This window comes from Streptomyces sp. NPDC092369 (genome assembly GCF_044755245.1).
Lineage (GTDB): Bacteria > Actinomycetota > Actinomycetes > Streptomycetales > Streptomycetaceae > Streptomyces.
On sequence record NZ_JBIVQP010000008.1, the window covers coordinates 601,503 to 618,633 of the forward strand.

General features: G+C 70.4%; 13 protein-coding genes. 5 read left to right on the top strand and 8 right to left on the bottom strand.

The annotated features are described in order from the left end of the window. The first annotated feature begins 8 nt into the window (after positions 1-8). On the top strand, positions 9-614 hold the full coding sequence (locus tag ACIQI8_RS40700) for a GTP-binding protein (RefSeq protein ID WP_402362714.1): 606 nt from the start codon (positions 9-11) through the stop codon (positions 612-614). A gap of 138 nt (positions 615-752) precedes the next feature. On the opposite strand, the gene glpK is transcribed toward ACIQI8_RS40700, so the two are convergent. The 5 genes from glpK to ACIQI8_RS40725 all read right to left on the bottom strand — a co-directional run bounded on the left by glpK (position 753) and on the right by ACIQI8_RS40725 (position 7,092). Then, positions 753-2,264, bottom strand: coding sequence for a glycerol kinase GlpK (gene glpK, locus ACIQI8_RS40705; RefSeq protein WP_402362717.1), 1,512 nt, complete (start codon positions 2,262-2,264; stop codon positions 753-755). 118 nt (positions 2,265-2,382) lie between these two features. Further along, positions 2,383-3,108 (bottom strand): MIP/aquaporin family protein, encoded by a 726-nt coding sequence (locus ACIQI8_RS40710; protein ID WP_402362720.1) that lies wholly within the window; start codon positions 3,106-3,108, stop codon positions 2,383-2,385. A gap of 502 nt (positions 3,109-3,610) precedes the next feature. Next, positions 3,611-5,263 carry a GGDEF domain-containing protein gene (locus ACIQI8_RS40715; RefSeq protein ID WP_402362723.1) on the bottom strand — a complete coding sequence of 551 codons (1,653 nt, stop codon included), beginning with the start codon at positions 5,261-5,263 and terminating at the stop codon, positions 3,611-3,613. A gap of 216 nt (positions 5,264-5,479) precedes the next feature. Then, positions 5,480-6,670, bottom strand: coding sequence for a lipid-transfer protein (locus tag ACIQI8_RS40720; protein WP_402362726.1), 1,191 nt, complete (start codon positions 6,668-6,670; stop codon positions 5,480-5,482). After that, positions 6,667-7,092, bottom strand: coding sequence for a Zn-ribbon domain-containing OB-fold protein (locus ACIQI8_RS40725; RefSeq protein ID WP_402362729.1), 426 nt, complete (start codon positions 7,090-7,092; stop codon positions 6,667-6,669). Before ACIQI8_RS40725 ends, ACIQI8_RS40720 begins: the two co-directional genes overlap by 4 nt. 244 nt (positions 7,093-7,336) lie before the next feature. On the opposite strand from ACIQI8_RS40725, the gene ACIQI8_RS40730 reads away from it, so the two are divergent. Continuing rightward, positions 7,337-8,146 (top strand): M15 family metallopeptidase, encoded by an 810-nt coding sequence (locus ACIQI8_RS40730; RefSeq protein WP_402362732.1) that lies wholly within the window; start codon positions 7,337-7,339, stop codon positions 8,144-8,146. A gap of 47 nt (positions 8,147-8,193) precedes the next feature. After that, positions 8,194-8,730 carry an NUDIX domain-containing protein gene (locus ACIQI8_RS40735; protein ID WP_402362735.1) on the top strand — a complete coding sequence of 179 codons (537 nt, stop codon included), beginning with the start codon at positions 8,194-8,196 and terminating at the stop codon, positions 8,728-8,730. A gap of 2 nt (positions 8,731-8,732) precedes the next feature. On the opposite strand, the gene ACIQI8_RS40740 is transcribed toward ACIQI8_RS40735, so the two are convergent. After that, entirely contained in the window at positions 8,733-11,099 is a 2,367-nt protein-coding gene (locus tag ACIQI8_RS40740) for a glycoside hydrolase family 31 protein (RefSeq protein ID WP_402362738.1), read from the bottom strand. 207 nt (positions 11,100-11,306) lie between these two features. On the opposite strand from ACIQI8_RS40740, the gene ACIQI8_RS40745 reads away from it, so the two are divergent. Continuing rightward, positions 11,307-13,283, top strand: a complete 1,977-nt coding sequence (locus ACIQI8_RS40745; protein ID WP_402362741.1) for an acetoacetate--CoA ligase — start codon at positions 11,307-11,309, stop codon at positions 13,281-13,283. A 260-nt stretch (positions 13,284-13,543) separates the two neighbouring features. Further along, positions 13,544-14,437 (top strand): hypothetical protein, encoded by an 894-nt coding sequence (locus ACIQI8_RS40750; protein WP_402362744.1) that lies wholly within the window; start codon positions 13,544-13,546, stop codon positions 14,435-14,437. Between the two features lie 73 nt (positions 14,438-14,510). Here ACIQI8_RS40750 and ptsP read toward each other — a convergent pair whose 3' ends face one another. After that, a complete protein-coding gene (gene ptsP / locus ACIQI8_RS40755) occupies positions 14,511-16,181 on the bottom strand; it encodes a phosphoenolpyruvate--protein phosphotransferase (protein WP_402362747.1) in 1,671 nt (556 codons plus the stop codon). Positions 16,182-16,259: 78 nt separating this feature from the next. Continuing rightward, the gene (locus tag ACIQI8_RS40760; RefSeq protein WP_124002967.1) at positions 16,260-16,709 is read right to left on the bottom strand and encodes a PTS glucose transporter subunit IIA; all 450 of its coding nucleotides are present in this window, start codon (positions 16,707-16,709) and stop codon (positions 16,260-16,262) included. Positions 16,710-17,131: the final 422 nt, after the last annotated feature.

Below are 17,131 nucleotides of genomic sequence, written 5' to 3' on the forward strand. Positions count from 1 at the left end.
AGAGAACGATGATGTTCGGGCGTACTGAGCGAGGCAAGCCGCCGGTCGAGCCGGTCACGCTCAAGATCCTGGTGGCCGGCGGCTTCGGCGTGGGCAAGACGACCCTGGTGGGCGCGGTCAGCGAGATCCGGCCGCTGCGCACCGAGGAGTTGCTCACCGAGGCGGGCCGGCCGATCGACGACACCAGTGGCGTGGAGGGCAAGCACACCACCACCGTGGCCATGGACTTCGGCCGCATCACACTCCGCGAGAACCTGGTGCTCTACCTGTTCGGTACGCCCGGGCAGGAACGGTTCTGGTTCATGTGGGACGAGCTTTCCGAGGGCGCGCTCGGCGCCGTCGTGCTCGCCGACACGCGCCGCCTGGAGGACTGCTTCGCCGCCGTCGACTACTTCGAGCGGCGCTCCATACCCTTCGTCGTCGGCGTCAACTGCTTCGAGGGCAGCGCCCGTTACCCCGAGCAGGCCGTACGCCAGGCCCTCGACCTCGACGAGGACGTCCCGCTCGTCCTGTGCGACGCACGCGACCGTACGTCCGTCAAGGAGGTGCTGATCGGAGTCGTCCAGCACGCCATGGCCCTCGCCGCCGAGCGCCGCCAGTCCGTCACCACCTGACACCTCAACCCCGGCCGAGGCGGCAGCCACCCGCGACGCACGGGCACGGCCCGTACCCTCGCCGACCGGGGTACGGGCCGCAGCTCCGTCGGCAGGCACGCGTGCGTGTGTCCGGACGGGACGCACGCGTGCGCGTGCCTAGTTGTCGCCGCCCTCCTCCCAGGCGAAGCTCTTCTCCACCGCCTTGCGCCAGTTGTGGTACTCGCGGTCGCGGACCGACGCCTCCATGGAGGGCGTCCACTCCACGTCCTTCTGCCAGTGGGCTTTGAGTTCGTCGAGGTCGTTCCACACGCCGGTGGCGAGCCCGGCCGCGTACGCGGCACCGAGGCAGGTCGTCTCGGAGACCTTGGGACGGACCACCGGCACGTCGAGCACGTCCGCCTGATGCTGCATCAGGAGGTTGTTCTTGGTCATGCCGCCGTCCACCTTCAGGGTGGTGATCTGCACCCCGGAGTCCTGGTACATGGCGTCCACGACCTCACGCGTCTGCCAGCTCGTCGCCTCCAGCACGGCCCGGGCGAGGTGTGCCTTGGTGACGTACCGGGTCAGGCCCGTGATCACCCCGCGCGCGTCGGACCGCCAGTACGGCGCGAACAGGCCGGAGAACGCGGGCACGATGTAGGCACCGCCGTTGTCCTCGACGCTCGCCGCCAGCGGCTCGATGTCGTCGGCCGCACGGATGATGCCCAGCTGGTCGCGGAACCACTGGACCAGCGCGCCCGTGATGGCGATCGACCCCTCCAGGCAGTAGACGGGCGCCTCGCTGCCGATCTTGTAACCCATCGTGGTCAGCAGCCCGTTCTTCGACGGCACCGGCCGATTGCCGGTGTTGAGCAGCAGGAAACTGCCCGTGCCGTACGTGTTCTTGGCCGTGCCCACGTCGTAGCAGGCCTGCCCGAAGACGGCCGCCTGCTGGTCGCCGAGCGCCGACGCGACCGGCACACCCGCCAGTTGGCCCCTGGCGGTGCCGTAGGTCTCGGCCGAGGACCTGATCTCCGGGAGGATCGCCTCGGGGATGTTCATCGCGGACAGGATGGACTGGTCCCACTGGAGGGTCTCCAGGTTCATCAGCATGGTGCGACCGGCGTTGGTCACGTCGGTGACGTGTGTGCCGCCGTCGGTGCCACCGGTGAGGTTCCAGATCAGCCAGGAGTCGACGGTCCCGAAGGCGATCTCGCCGTTCTCGGCGCGGGTCCTGAGGCCGGGCACGTTGTCGAGCAGCCAGGCCGCCTTGGGTCCCGCGAAGTAGGTGGCCAGCGGCAGTCCGGTCTGCTCACGGAACCGGTCCTGCCCGTCCGTGCCGCCGAGTTGCTCGCACAGGGCGGCGGTGCGCATGTCCTGCCACACGATGGCGTTGTGCACGGGCTTGCCCGTCGCGCGGTCCCAAAGGACCGTGGTCTCCCGCTGGTTGGTGATGCCGAGCGCGCTGAGCTGGTCGGCGCGCAGCCCGGCCTTGGCGATCGCCCCGGCGACCACCGCCTGCACCTTCGACCAGATCTCGGTGGCGTCGTGCTCCACCCAGCCCGGCTTGGGGAAGATCTGGCGGTGCTCGCGCTGGTCGACGGCGACGATCGCGCCGTCCTGGTTGAAGACGATGCAGCGGCTGGAGGTCGTGCCCTGGTCGATGGCGGCGACGAACTTGTCCGTCATGACGTCCCCTTCGTCGTGTGCTTCGGAAAGCTGCTCTGGAAGATCGGGAGGCGGCCGCGGGTGGGAGGACGGCTGCGGGTCCGGCGGCCGCGCGGAGTTCCGGACCGGATCGAAGAACTCAGAAAGCGACGTTGAAGATGAGCCCGGCGAGCACCCCGCCGATCAGCGGTCCCACCACCGGGATCCACGAGTAACCCCAGTCCGAGGTGCCCTTGTTGGGGATCGGGAGAAGGGCGTGGACGATACGGGGGCCCAGGTCACGGGCCGGGTTGATGGCGTAGCCGGTCGGCCCGCCGAGGGACAGACCGATGCCGACCACCAGGAACGAGACGACCAGGACGGCCGTGCCGGACTCGCCGAGCCCCTTCGTGAGCCCGAAGGCCAGGATGGGCAGGACCAGGGCGATGGTCGCGATGATTTCGGTGATGAGGTTCGCCACGGGATTGCGGATCGTCGGGGTGGTGGAGAAGATCCCGAGCGTCGGCTGCGCCATCTCCTCCTCGGCGTTCGCCTGGAACTGCGCGAGGTAGACCAGCCAGCACAGCACCGCGCCGAGGATGGCGCCCACCATCTGCCCGGCTATGTAGAGCGGGACCTTGTCCCACTTCCCGGTGTCGATGGCGATGCCGATGGTCACGGCCGGATTGAGCTGTCCGCCGGACAGCGGTGCGGCGGTGTACGCGCCGGCCATCACGCCGAACCCCCAGCCGAAGGCGATGACGATCCAGCCGCCGTCCTTCGCCTTGGAGTAGTTCAGCACGACCGCGGCGACCACACCGGCGCCGAACAGGATCAGGATCGCGGTACCGATGACTTCGCCGAGAAAGATGTCTCCGTTGCTCATGGCGGCTCCTAGGACCTGGCCCGGGGGCCTGTCGACCCCGGTCCTGCGTGCAGGGTGCGTTTCCCATGGCGACTTCAGCCGAAGGCAGGGAAGACCCGCGCCCCGCCCGGCGTCCGTGACGAGCGTGCCGTCCTGGCCGAATCGCCCTGGGGAGTGGGCCAGGTGCTCAGGCGGGGCCCGCGGCACAGTGCGTGGATACGCCGTGTATGTACGGCGATGTCGACCGACACCGGGAAGTGTTCACCGGCACCCAGAGAGCGTCAAGGTCGCGGACGGGAACGATGACAGGGGGAGAGACGGCGGGCCCGCCCCGCGAGGAGGAGCTGACCTCCGCCGGGGCTCTGTCGGCCGAGGGGAGGGCAGGCCCCTTGCGGGCTCCGCCTGCCGAGGGGGAGCCGACCTCTGCCGGGTTCCGACGGTCGGGAGCAGAGGAGCAGCCCCTACCGGGCTCCGCTCGCCGAGGAGGTGTCAGCCCCTCCCGGCCTGCGCCCGCCGAAGGGCGTCAGCCCCTCCCGGGTTCCGCCACCGCGCACCCCGCCTGCGCGGGTGCCGCCCCCGAGCCGCGGAGGATCTCGTGACCCGGCAGTCCCGCCCGGCCCAGCACCCAACTCGCACCGTACAGAGCCTTCGCGGCCTGTTTCAGGGGTGCCAGACAGCCGGCGGCCTGCCGGTGGTCACTCACACTGCCCGGCGGACACAGGACCGTGGCCAGCGACAAGGTGACGGGACGCCCGCCCGCCGACCAGGGCGTGTCCAGCAGTGAGACGGCCAGCGGATCCAGGCCCTGCGGATCGGCGAGCACCAGGAAGTCGTCCCCGCCGATGTGGCCCACCCGGGTGCTCCCGTACGCCGCGTGCTGCAACGCCCGCCCCACCGACCGGATCAACTCGTCGCCCGCCGCGAACCCGGCCTCGTCGTTGACCTGTTTGAAGTGGTCCACATCCAGCCAACTCAGCGCGAACGTACGGCCGTCCGCGATCCGCCGGTCCACCTCGCCGGTGATCGCGTCCGAACCGGGCAGCCGCGTCAGCGGATTGAGCCCGGCCGCCTCCTCGACCCGACTCTCGGCCAACGCCCGTACGAGATCAGCGAGTCGTACGACGCCCAGGCACCGCCCGTAGTGGTCGACGACCGCCACGTCGTCCGAGGTACGGTCCCGGTCGCCCACGGCGAGCACGTCCAGGACCTCCCACGCGGTGGCGTCGACGCCCACCGTCCGCGGCGGATCACCCAGCTTCGCGGCGGGCCGGTCCGCGTAGAGCGCGTGCCCGTAGCGCCCCGACATGGACAGCAGGAAGCGCGAGCGGTGCACCGACCGCACCGGGACCCCGTTCCTGTCCACGAGCAGCACCCCGGACACCTCGGGCGATCCGGTCAGCAGCGCCCGCACCTGACCGGCCGATGCCGTGGCCGGCAGCAGAGCCGCGGGCCGCACGAACTCCCGTACCGACGGGCCCGACTTCGGCATCGCCACGGCGTCGGGCGGGCGGGGCGGAACGTATACGTCCGCGACCGGCAGCCGGGACGGCGGCGCGAACAACTCGCCCTGCGCCAGCTGCGCGCCGGCCGACAGCGCCGCCGCGTACTGCCCTTCCGTCTCCACACCCTCCACCGACAGCAGCGCCCCCAACTGCTCGCACAGCGTCCGCATCGCCCGCACCGCCGCCGGCCGCCGCAGCAGCGACGCGTCTAGCTTCACCAGGTCGGGCTCCATGTCGGTGAGCAGCCGCAGCGGTACGTCCCCGTCCCCGATGCCGTCCGCACTGATCCGGAAACCCTGCTCCCGCAACGCGCCCACGGCCTCCAGGAGGGCCTGCTGAGGCACGTGCGTGTAAGGCGGCCCGATGTCGACGGTCACCTCCCAGGGCAGCCGTCCCGCCGCCCGCACGGCGTCGTACAGCGGGGTGAGGCCACCGAGGTCGGCGAGGGTACCGGCGAACACGTTCACTTGCAGCGGCAGCAGTGTCTCCCGGCGCGCGGCGGCCCGCACCGCCAACACCGCCAGCCTGCCGTCGAGTTCGGGGTCCCGGCGGGCCTCGGCCAGGATGTCGCCGCTCTCCGGCCGGGCGAGTATCTCCAGCCCCGCGACCCCTCCGGTGGTCAGGTTGACCACCGGTTGGAAGGCGAAGCGGAGAGTATCCGTCCAGGAGCGCACGGCAGCATGATGACTCCACCGGCGCACGCCCAGGGCCAGTTCATAAGACGTTCACGCAGGATTCCGGGCTGGTGACACAGCGTTCGAGAACGGCTTCTGCCGTCCGATGCGACCGTGTCCCGGTCGGTGGACGCGGCCGACTTTCCGACCGCCTACGCCGTTGGCTGCCCGACCGCGGCTCGGGCCGACCCTCCGACCGTGAACGCGGCCGACGCGTCACCGCACCGCGATCACCGCCGACCCATGCCCGAACAGTCCCTGGTTAGCGGAGATCCCCACCCGCGCCCCCGCGACCTGCCGGTCTCCAGCCTCCTCCCTCAATTGCCAGACCAACTCACACACTTGGGCGATCGCCTGCGCCGGAACCGCCTCCCCGAAAGAGGCCAGTCCACCGCTCACGTTCACCGGTATGCGCCCGCCGTGACTCGTCGCGCCTTCCCGGAGCAGCTTCGCGCCCTCGCCCTCCGCGCAGAGCCCGAGATCCTCGTACCACTGCAACTCCAGGGCGGTGGACAGGTCGTAGACCTCGGCGAGGGAAAGGTCCTCGGGGCCGATGCCCGCCTCCTCGTAGGCCGCCCGGGCGATCGACGCCCGGAACGTCCCCGCCGCCGGCTCCACCGCCACCGCGGAGTCCGTCGCGATGTCCGGCAGATCCAGCACCGTGCTCGGATAGCGCGGCGTCACCGTGGACACCGCCCGGATCCGCACCGGGTCCGTCCGCCCGTGCCGGCGCGCGAACTCCATGCCGGACAGCACCAGGGCCGCCCCGCCGTCCGAGGTCGCGCAGATGTCCAGCAGCCGAAGCGGATCGGCGACCACGGCCGAGGCGGCGACATCGTCGGCGGTGACCCGCTTGCGGTAGCGGGCGTTCGGATTGAGCGCGCCCATCGCCGAGTTCTTCACCTTGACCTGCGCGAAGTCCTCCGGTGTGTCCCCGTGCACGGCCATGCGGCGGCGGGCGTACAGACCGAAGTACGTCGGATTGGTGGCGCCCAGGACCCGGAAGCGCAGCCAGTCGGGATCGTCGGGCCGGTCGCCGCCCGCCGGCCGGAAGAAACCCTTGGGCGCCGCGTCCGCGCCCACCACCAGGACGACGTCCGCCTGACCCGACAGGATCTGCGCCCGCGCGGTGTTGACGGCCTGGGCTCCCGACGCGCACGCCGCGTACACGCTCGTCACGCGGGCCCCCTGCCAGCCCAGCGCCTTGGCGAAGGTCGCGCCGGCCACGTATCCCGGATAGCCGCCACGCACCGTGTCCGCGCCGACGACCGAACCGATGTCCCGCCAGTCCAGTCCGGCGTCGGCGAGCGCCGCCCGTGCCGCCGTCACCCCGTACTCGACGAAGCTGTGCCCCCACTTGCCCCACGGGTGCATCCCCGCGCCAAGCACCGCCACCTCACCCGTCATGCCGTCACCCCCGTCGGCCGCCACTGCCAGGTCGTCCAGGTCGTCTCCGCGTCCTCATGGAGCACGCCCGGGACGACCTCCACCTCCATGCCCACCGTCAGATCGGCGACGGTGATCCCCGGAACCGCCTGTCCCAGCACCACGATCCGCTCGGCCGGCAGCTCTACCGCGATCAACGCGTACGGCTCCCACGGAAGTTCCGGGTTCGTCACATAGGGTGACGGAGGCCGGTACCGGCTGTCGGTGTACGACCAGATCCGCCCGCGACGCGAGAGCGGGATCTCCGCAAGCTCCCCGCCCCGGCAGCCGGGATTGCGGCAGTGGGTGTCCTCGCGGGGGAAGAAGACCGAGGCGCAGAGCGAGCAGCGCGTGCCGAGGAGCCGGAAACCGTCCCCTTCGCCGGCGAACCAACCGTCGACCACAGGCGTGTGTGTACGCGACAAAATCCCTCCCCGGACAGACTTCTGACGGATCGTCAGGAGTCTGTCATGGGCACCGGAAAATTGGAGGGCGTCAGACCGAACCGATCAGGCCCTTGCTGCGTCGTCGTACGGGAGGGACGGCCGGGACCCACGGGGGTGGTTCCGGCCGTCCCTCCGCCCATTCGGGGTGACCTGCACACGATCACCACCCGCGCGGGACCTGAACCTGATAGATGCAGGAGACATGACACGTCTCTCCAGTGCAGTACGCGGCCTGATCACCCTGCTGGCCGCCCTGCTGGCGGTGACCGCCGCCTCCGCCACCGCCCGGGCGACCACCGAGCCCAAGGCGCCGAACGACTTCGTGGCCCTCAGTACCGTGGATCCGACGATCATCCAGGAGATGCGCTACTTCACCGTCCACAACTTCGTCGGCGAGCGCATCGACGGCTACCGGCAGCCGATCTGCATCCTGACCCGCCCCGCCGCCGAAGCGCTGCACCGGGCCCAGACCGAACTGCGCGGCAAGGGCTACACCCTCAAGGTCTACGACTGCTACCGGCCCCAGCGCGCCGTGGACCACTTCGTCCGCTGGGCCGAGGACCTCGACGACCAGGCGATGAAGAGCGAGTTCTACCCGAACGTCGACAAGACCCGGCTGTTCGAGGACGGCTACATCGCGGCGAAGTCCGGCCACAGCCGCGGTTCGACCATGGACCTCACGATCGTGAAGCTGCCCGCACGTCCCACCCGGCCTTACCACCCCGGCGAGCCGCTCGTGCCCTGCTTCGCGCCCAAGAACCAGCGCTTCCCGGACAACTCCGTCGACATGGGCACCGGCTTCGACTGCTTCGACACCCTCGCGCACACCCTCGACCCGCGCATCCAAGGGCAGCAACGCGCCAACCGGCTGCTCCTCAAGGGCACCCTGGAGAACCTCGGATTCGTGAACCTCGCCGAGGAGTGGTGGCACTACACGTTCAAGCCGGAGCCCTACCCGGACACCTATTTCGACTTCCCCGTGTCCTGGAAGTCCCTCATCAGCGGCGACTGAGCGGGCTCCCGGAGACGCCCTTCCCCCGATCGGATACAGTCCGCCGCGTGTCCGAAACCCAAGCCTCCACTTCCAACTCCGCGCCCGGTTCCCACTGTTCGAGCTGCGGAGGGCCCTTTGGGGAGGGCGTCGCCGGCTGGCCGCGCACCTGCCCGGCCTGCCACACGGTCGCCTACCGCAACCCGCTGCCGGTCGCGATAGCGCTCCAGCCCGTGTACGACACCAAGGGCACGGCCCTGGTCGTCATCACCCGCACCATCGCCCCCGCGCGCGGGGGCATCGCGTTGCCCGGCGGTTACATAGACGACCGCGAGGACTGGCGGCAGGCCGTCGTGCGCGAGCTCAAGGAAGAGACCGGCATCGACGCGGCGAGCCGCGAAGTGCGCCTGGTCGACGCCATGAGCTCGCCCGACGGCCACCTCCTGCTGTTCGGCCTGCTCCCGGAGCGCCCGGCCGAGGGACTGCCGCAGTCCGCCGCCACCGACGAGACCGAGGGCTGGCACCTCCTGCGCCGCGCCGAGGAACTCGCTTTCCCGCTGCACACGTTGGGAGTGCGGGCCTTCTTCGAGGGCCGGTACATCTGAGCTCAGCTCGTGCCGAGCCCACGCACGCGTACCGGGTGAAGCGGCTCACCGGTGCCGCTCTCGCCCTCCCGCTCGACCACAAGACGCCGGCCCTCCCAACGGGTCACGTAGCGCTCCAACTCCGGCTCGTCCCAGCCGTCGCCCGCGTCGGCCACCACCAGTCCACCGCCCGTGCGTCCCTGGGCGGGCGCCCAGACCTCCAGCTCCAGACCGCCGTCGTCCCCGCGCACGGGGACGACGGCACCAGCGCGCGCGAGCACCGGAATACGCGACAGCGGAGCATCGACGAGCACCTGCCCGGGCCCCTCGTACGCCTGCTCGGTGACGGTGTCGTACCAGCGCCCCCGGGGCAGTTGCACCGCCCGCCGGTCCGCGCCCGGATCCAGCACCGGCGCCACCAACAGACAGTCACCCAGCAGGAACGCGTCCTCGCAGTCACGCAGCGCACGGTCCTCGGGCGCGCCCCACCACAGCGGCCGTACGTAGGGCGCTCCCGTGCGCCGGGCCAGGTGCGCCAGCGTCACGAAATACGGCAGCAGCCGCCGGCGTTCGACGAGCGCCACGCGCGCGTGCTCCAGCACCTCGGCGCCGAACTCCCAGGGCTCCCGCCGCCCCGCCCGCAGGCTCGCGTGGGTGCGGAACAGCGGCAGGTACGCGCCGAGTTGGAACCACCGCAGATACAGCTCCGGCGAGGGACTCCCGTCGAAGCCGCCGACGTCAGGGCCCGAGTACGGCACCCCGCACAGCCCGAGCCCCATGACCAGCGACAGCGAGGCCCGAAGTCCGGGCCAGCCCGTCGCCACATCACCGGACCAGGTGCCCCCGTAGCGCTGCATGCCGGCCCATCCGGAGCGCGAGAAGACGAACGGCCGCTCCTGGGGCGCCAGTTCGCGCAGCCCCTCGTAGCCGGCCCTGGCCATGCACAGCGCGTAGACGTTGTGCGCCTCGCGATGGTCCCCGCCCCGGCCCTCCAAGGAGTGCCTCGCCGAGCGCGGCAGAGTCGACTCCCCGAAGGCTGCGAAGGAGGTGGGTTCGTTCATGTCGTGCCAGAAACCCGCGAACCCCTGCGCGAGCCGCTCCTCGTAGAGACGGCCCCACCACTCACGCACACGCGCGTGCGTGAAGTCCGGGAAGACCGACTCGCCGGGCCACGCGACACCGCGCACCGGCCGCCCCAGAGCGTCCCGCACGAACGCGTCCTCGGCCGTCCCGCTGTCGTACACCGCGTTGCCCGGGGCAGCCCGCACCCCGGGGTCGACGATGGACACCAGCCGGATCCCGGACCTTCGCAGCTCCTCCGCCAGCACCGGCAACTTGGGGAAGCGCTCACCGTCGACGGTGAACACCTGGTGCTCGTCGTAGTGGTCGATATCCAGATGGACCGCGTCGAGTGGCAGTTCGCGGTCCTGATAGCCCGCGACGATCCGCCGCACCTCCTGCTCACTGCCAAAGCCCCAGCGCGCGTGATGGTGCCCCAGCGCCCACGAGGGCGGCAGCGCGGGCGCACCCGTCAGCGACGCCCAGGCGAGCAGCACGCGCGCGGGGGTGCCCACCATCACCCAGCAGCGCAACGGACCGCCGTCCATCCGCAGTTCGCTCGACCCCGGCCGGTCGTGCCCGGAACCGGCCCCCTCCTCGCCCTCCCGCAGCGTCACCGTGCCGTCCCACGAGGAGTCGTGGAACACCAGGTGAGTGGCCGCGTCGGCCACCACCAACTGCACCGGCATCGTGGCGTACAGCGGATCGTCGCCGGGACCGAAGGCACGGCCCGGATCGGTGTTCCACAGGCGATACGTCCCGTCCCGCAGCCGCGGCCCCGAGGCCCTCCCGCCGAGTCCGAAGTACCGCGCGTCCGAGGCCACTTCCGAGCGTTGCATCCACCGCGCGGTGCCGCCGCCGACCGGCTCCCACCACCGCGGCGGAAAATCCCGGCGCAGCACCACGTTTCCCGGTGTCTGCACCTCGACCGCGCCGTGCCGGGAGACGACGACCGTCATGCGCTCGGCCACGACGCGCCAGCCGCCGTCCTTGTCCGGCTCAAGGATCGCCCTGGGATCCGGCTCGGGGCAGCGGCCGGCCAGCGCGTAGGACGGCTCCGGATCGGCCCCGTCCCAGCCCCAGAAGACCGCCCCGTTGACCGCGACCACGATCCGCAGCTCGGAGCGGGTGAACCGGATGACGCCGCCGCCGGGACCGGGTTCCACCTCGCGCACCACCCCGGGCACCCGCGCACGCTCGGCGCCCCGCGGCGGCAGTGCGGCGGCGTCCGCGCGCTGCCTGCGCCAGGCCGCCGCCACGGTACGCAACCTCTGGCCCGCCCCCGTGGAGCCGACCGCCTTCACCGAACGCACCAGGTCACGACCGTTCATGCTGCTCACCCTGCCATTGACCGCTGCACGCACGCGTACCGTTCAACTTGCGTTCACCCGTGCCCGGGCAACATCTTCACGACGCCGACCGCGTGAGGCGCACCCTGGTGTAGAAGTGGATCACATGGCATCGTCCGTGTCAGCCGCGTCGCGCGCACCCGAGCCCGTGTGCGACGCACACGACGCGCACAGTCCGGGAGCCGCCCCATGTCGATCGTGAACCCCCAGCCGCTCTGGCAGCCTGACCCGGAGCGCATCGCCGAGGCCCAGGTCACCCAGTTCCAGGCCTGGGCGGCCGAGCGCCACGGCGCCCCGGCCGAGGGCGGCTACGCGGCGCTGCACCGCTGGTCCGTCGACGAGCTGGACACCTTCTGGGAAGCCGTCGTGGAGTGGTTCGACGTGCGGTTCTCGACGCCGTACGCGCGCGTGCTGGGCGACCGGTCGATGCCGGGGGCCCAGTGGTTCCCCGGAGCGACCCTCAACTACGCCGAGCACGCCCTGCGTGCGAGCGCCACCCGCGCGGACGAACCCGCCCTCCTCCATGTCGACGAGACCCACGAACCGCGCCCGGTCACCTGGGCGGAGTTGCGCCGCCAGGTCGGCTCCCTCGCCGCCGAACTGCGCGCCCTCGGCGTACGCCCGGGCGACCGTGTCAGCGGCTATCTCCCGAACGTTCCCCAGGCCGTCGTCGCCTTCCTCGCCACGGCCGCCGTGGGCGGCGTCTGGACCTCCTGCGCCCCCGACTTCGGCGCGCGCAGCGTCCTCGACCGCTTCCAGCAGGTGGAGCCGGTCGTCCTGTTCACCGTCGACGGCTACCGCTACGGCGGCAAGGAGCACGACCGCCGCGAGATCGTCGCCGAACTGCGCCGCGAACTGCCCACGCTGCGTGCCGTGGTCCACATCCCCCTGCTCGGCACGGACGCCCCAGAGGGCGCCCTGGAGTGGTCGGCCCTGACGAGCGCGGACGTGGAGCCGGTCTTCGAGCAGGTGCCCTTCGAGCACCCCCTGTGGGTCCTCTACTCCTCGGGCACGACCGGCCTCCCCAAGGCGATCGTCCAGTCCCTGGGCGGCATCCTGGTCGAGCACCTCAAGCAGCTCGGCCTGCACTGCGACCTCGGCCCGGAGGACCGTTTCTTCTGGTACACGTCGACCGGCTGGATGATGTGGAACTTTCTCGTCTCCGGCCTCCTCACCGGCACCACGATCGTCCTCTACGACGGCAGCCCCGGCTTCCCGGACACCGGCGCCCAGTGGCGCATCGCCGAACGCACCGGGGCCACCCTCTACGGCACCTCGGCGGCCTACGTCATGGCCTGCCGCAAGGCCGGCGTGCACCCCGCGCGCGAGTTCGACCTCTCCAAGGTGAAGTGCGTGGCCACCACGGGCTCACCGCTGCCGCCCGACGGATTCCGGTGGCTGCACGACGAGTTCGCGCAGAGCGGCGCCGACCTGTGGATGGCGTCCGTGAGCGGCGGCACGGACGTGTGCTCCTGCTTCGCGGGAGCCGTACCGACCCTCCCGGTGTACATCGGCGAACTCCAGGCGCCCGGACTCGGGACGGACCTGCAGTCCTGGGACCCGAGCGGGAACCCCCTGATCGACGAGGTCGGCGAACTCGTCGTCACCAACCCCATGCCGTCCATGCCCATCCGCTTCTGGAACGACCCCGACGGCAGCCGCTACCACGACAGTTACTTCGACACCTACCCCGGCGTGTGGCGCCACGGCGACTGGATCACCGTCACCTCCCGCGGCTCGGTCGTCATCCACGGCCGCTCCGACTCGACCCTCAACCGCCAAGGCGTGCGCATGGGTTCGGCGGACATCTACGAAGCCGTAGAGCGCCTGCCCGAGATCAAAGAGTCCCTCGTCATCGGCATCGAACAGCCCGACGGCGGCTACTGGATGCCCCTCTTCGTGCACCTTGCGCCCGGCGCGGCCCTCGACGAGGCCCTCCTGGGCCGGATCAAGCAGACCATCCGCGAACAGCTCTCACCGCGCCACGTCCCGGACGAGGTCATCGAGGTCCCCGGCATCCCGCACACCCTCACCGGCAAGCGCATCGAGGTCCCCGTCAAACGCCTCCTCCAGGGCACCCCGTTGGAGAAGGCGGTCAACCCGGGCTCCATCGACAACCTCGACCTGCTGCACTACTACGAGGACCTCGCCCGCAAACGCGCCTGACCGCAGGTGGGACAACCCCCGAAGCCGCCCCCGGACTCACCGAGCACAACGCCGAAGTCACCGCCCAACGCAGCATCGGACCACTGGCGATGATCGTGGTCACGGTGAGTGGTCCGTCGACTGGACCGCTTTCGGTGCCACCATCACTCTGACCAGCCCGTTTCCGCATCTTCTGGTCCGCTTCCCCCTTGCTCGGAGGGCGTTGTCAGTGCGGCCGGTTACTGTGAGTGAGCAATGATCGACCGCGCACAGGGGGAAACATGGCGCACCAGGACCACCAGACGATGCGACGCGTTCTGCGCCGCGAAATCGCGGGCACCATCGGCCTGCTGACCGACGAGTACGACTTCCGCGCCATGCGGCGCTACCGCACCTTCACCTTCGACGACCACACCACCTACCTGCGGCAGGTGGAAGCACTCCTGAAGACCCGAGCCGCCCAGGGCAGCCACACCACCGTCGCCCTCTTCGACCCACAGGAGTACGCCGACTTCTGCACCGAAGCCGGCCTGGACCCCGACGACCCGTACAGCCGCACCCGCTTCACCGCAGAACTGGCCACAACAGGCCCGAGCCTGCCCTACGACGGTCAGGCCCTGACCGACCTCGTCCCCGCCCTGGTCGACGAAGCCGTCCGCCAGGCCACCTGGGAGTACGCGTCCACACTCCTCGCCCGCCTGGGCCCCTGCGTCTCCTGCGGGGAGGACATCGGCCGCGCCGCCTTCACCCGCGCCTCAGGCCTCCTCGTCCGCATCCTCGACACAGCACCACCGGGCAACCGCCAACTCGTCTGCAGCGTCTCGGCATCTCCGGAAACCCTGGTCTCGGTCCTGCACGTCGACGAGGACGACGACGGCACCACGCAACTCGACGAAGCCGAGGCTCTGGAGTTCACCACCGTCCTGGCCCTCGGTATCGCCACCCAGAGCCCCGGAGGACTCGTCATGCGCACCAGCGCCACCGGGACCGTCGACCGTGTCTACGGCTGGCGGCTGCGCGGAGAAGGCCTCCAACCCCTCACCGCCGGCGAGGTTTTCGACGCCTACTGCACCGACATCGAGTCCGGAGACCCGATCTCCCCGGAATCCGACGTCGACTACTGCCTGCCGCCCGACCTGGGCGAGGAGGAACAACCACCGGGCCACCACCACTGACGGACACCAAAGGGGCGCTCCACCCGCAGGTGGAGCGCCCCTGAAGACCAGCCGACGAGCGAGGCTGTCCCGACTACTCGCCGGACAGCACCGCCTGGGCCGCGTTGCGTGCCTCCTCGGCACTGTCCGCGGCCCGGGCCGCCGCCGCGGCACGCTCGCACTGGGCCAGCGTGTACTTGCCCAACGTCGTCCGGACGTAGGGAATCGACGCTGCACCCATGGAAAGAGAGGTGACACCCAGACCGGTCAGCACACACGCGAGCAGCGGGTCGGACGCGGCCTCACCGCAGACACCACAGCTCTTGCCCTCGGCCTTCGCCGCCTCCGCGGACAGCGCGACCAGGTCGAGCAGCGCGGGCTGCCAAGGATCCTGCAGCCGGGACACCGCGCCCACCTGCCGGTCCGCCGCGAACGTGTACTGCGCGAGGTCGTTGGTGCCCAGCGACAGGAACTCGACCTCCTGAAGGATCGACCGCGCCCGCAGAGCGGCGGACGGAATCTCCACCATCGCGCCGAACTTCGCCCGCAGACCCGCCGCACGGCACGCGTCGGCGAACGCCTTGGCGTCGGCGCGGTCGGCCACCATCGGCGCCATGACCTCCAGGTAGACCGGGAGGCCCTCGGCCGCCTGCGCGAGCGCCGTCAGCTGGGTGTTCAGCACATCGGGGTGTTCCAGCAGAGACCGCAACCCTCGCACGCCCAGCGCGGGGTTCGGCTCGTCGGCCGGCGTGAGGAAGTCCAGCGGCTTGTCCGCGCCCGCGTCCAGCACGCGCACGACGACCCGGCCCTCCGGGAACGCCTCCAGCACCTGCCGGTAGGCCTCGACCTGCTTCTCCGCCGACGGAGCGTTCTTGCTGTCGTCCAGGAAGAGGAACTCCGTGCGGAACAGACCGACACCCTCGGCCCCGGCCTCGACAGCGGCCGGCACGTCCGCGGGACCGCCGACATTGGCCAGCAGCGGCACCTTGTGTCCGTCGGAGGTCGCACCGGGTCCGGTCGAGGCGGACAGCGCCGCCTTGCGCTCGGCCGCCGCAGCCTCCAGCTCCGCCTTCTTCTCGGCACTGGGGTTCACGAAGATCTCGCCGGTGCTCCCGTCGACGGCGACCAGCGTCCCCTCGGCGAGCTCACCGGCACCCGGCAGCGCCACCACGGCCGGAACGCCGAGCGCCCGCGCCAGAATCGCGCTGTGACTGGTCGGCCCACCCTCCTCGGTGACGAATCCGAGGACGAGAGTCGGGTCCAGGAGAGCGGTATCGGCAGGCGCGAGATCCCGAGCGATCAGGACATACGGCTCGTCACTGTCCGGGACACCCGGCATCGGCACCCCGAGCAGCCGGGCGACGATACGATTCCGCACGTCATCGAGGTCCGCCACCCGACCCGCGAGGTACTCACCGGCGTTGGCCAACAGAGCACGGTAGGCCGCGAAAGCGTCGTACACAGCACGCTCGGCCGTGCTCCCTACGGCGATACGTCGCTCGACGTCCGCCATCAACTCGGGGTCCTGGGCCATCATGGCCTGCGCCTCGAGCACCGCCTGCGCTTCGCCCCCCGCCAGATTGCCGCGCGCCATCAGATCGGCCGCCACAGCATCCACGGCCTGGCGGGCGCGCCCCTGCTCTCGCTCCGCGTCCTCGGTCGGAATCTGCTTGGCAGGCGGTTCAAGCACCGCCGTTCCCATGTGCCGAACCTCGCCGATCGCCACACCGTGGCTCACGCCGACGCCTCGCAGCGTTGTCTCCATCTCACCCGTCTCCGATAGTGCGGCGGGTCCCGCCGCCGCGGTGGTTGTCCTACGCGCCGTCGTACGACGGCATCGGTGTCACTGCCAGACGAAGAGACTGTCGCCGGCCTTCACGTCGCCGGTGTCACGCAGATCGGAGAGGGCCTCGGCGGTGGCCTCCAGTGCCACGACGGGGCACACCGGCGACTTGCCGGAGGCCTCGACGGCGGCCGGGTTCCACCGTACGACGCTCTGTCCGCGGGTCACGGTGTCGCCCTTGTTCACGAGCAACTCGAAGCCCTCGCCGTTGAGCTGGACGGTGTCGATGCCGAGGTGGGTGAGCACGCCGTGGCCGTTCTCGTCGACGACGACGAACGCGTGCGGGTGCAGAGAAACGATCACTCCGTCCACGGGCGCCACGGCCTCGGAAGGCTCACGCACGGGGTCGATCGCTGTGCCCGGGCCGACCATGGCCCCGGAGAAAACCGGATCCGGCACTTCGGCCAGTCCGATGGCGCGTCCTGCAAGAGGGGACGTCACGGTGGTCATGGGGAGCCTCCCGGGGGCGGAGATACATACGGGCCGTCACTGCCTGTACCGGACAGCACACTGAGCAGCAGCGTATGTCATATGAAGTGCGGGTTCCGCACGAAAGGTACCAGTTAGTGGTCTAGACCACTAGTCTAATCGATTTGCACGCCGTTCCGGGCCCCATGTACAGTCGTACTCCTGCCTGAGGCCGGGCGACGCTACCAAGCGCCCTAGCCTGGCAGCATCCAACTTGTCAGATCCTATCTCGGGGTCGCCTTCTGTATGCCTGCAGAACGGTGGTCAGGGGGACGGAAAAACACTGATAGAGTTTGGAACACGGAAAGCGAAGCGCCCGGAGGAAAGCCCCAGAGAATGTTCTGCGGGTGAGTACAAAGGAAGCGGCCGTTCCTTGAGAACTCAACAGCGTGCCAAAAGTCAAC

Bases quoted from the DNA above. Each gene is read 5' to 3' on its own strand.
- ACIQI8_RS40700 (WP_402362714.1), top strand. From the start codon at position 9: ATGATGTTCGGGCGTACTGAGCGAGGCAAGCCGCCGGTCGAGCCGGTC.
- glpK (WP_402362717.1), bottom strand. From the start codon at position 2,264: ATGACGGACAAGTTCGTCGCCGCCATCGACCAGGGCACGACCTCCAGC.
- ACIQI8_RS40710 (WP_402362720.1), bottom strand. From the start codon at position 3,108: ATGAGCAACGGAGACATCTTTCTCGGCGAAGTCATCGGTACCGCGATC.
- ACIQI8_RS40720 (WP_402362726.1), bottom strand. From the start codon at position 6,670: ATGACGGGTGAGGTGGCGGTGCTTGGCGCGGGGATGCACCCGTGGGGC.
- ACIQI8_RS40730 (WP_402362732.1), top strand. From the start codon at position 7,337: ATGACACGTCTCTCCAGTGCAGTACGCGGCCTGATCACCCTGCTGGCC.
- ACIQI8_RS40740 (WP_402362738.1), bottom strand. From the start codon at position 11,099: ATGAACGGTCGTGACCTGGTGCGTTCGGTGAAGGCGGTCGGCTCCACG.
- ACIQI8_RS40745 (WP_402362741.1), top strand. From the start codon at position 11,307: ATGTCGATCGTGAACCCCCAGCCGCTCTGGCAGCCTGACCCGGAGCGC.
- ACIQI8_RS40750 (WP_402362744.1), top strand. From the start codon at position 13,544: ATGGCGCACCAGGACCACCAGACGATGCGACGCGTTCTGCGCCGCGAA.
- ptsP (WP_402362747.1), bottom strand. From the start codon at position 16,181: ATGGAGACAACGCTGCGAGGCGTCGGCGTGAGCCACGGTGTGGCGATC.
- ACIQI8_RS40760 (WP_124002967.1), bottom strand. From the start codon at position 16,709: ATGACCACCGTGACGTCCCCTCTTGCAGGACGCGCCATCGGACTGGCC.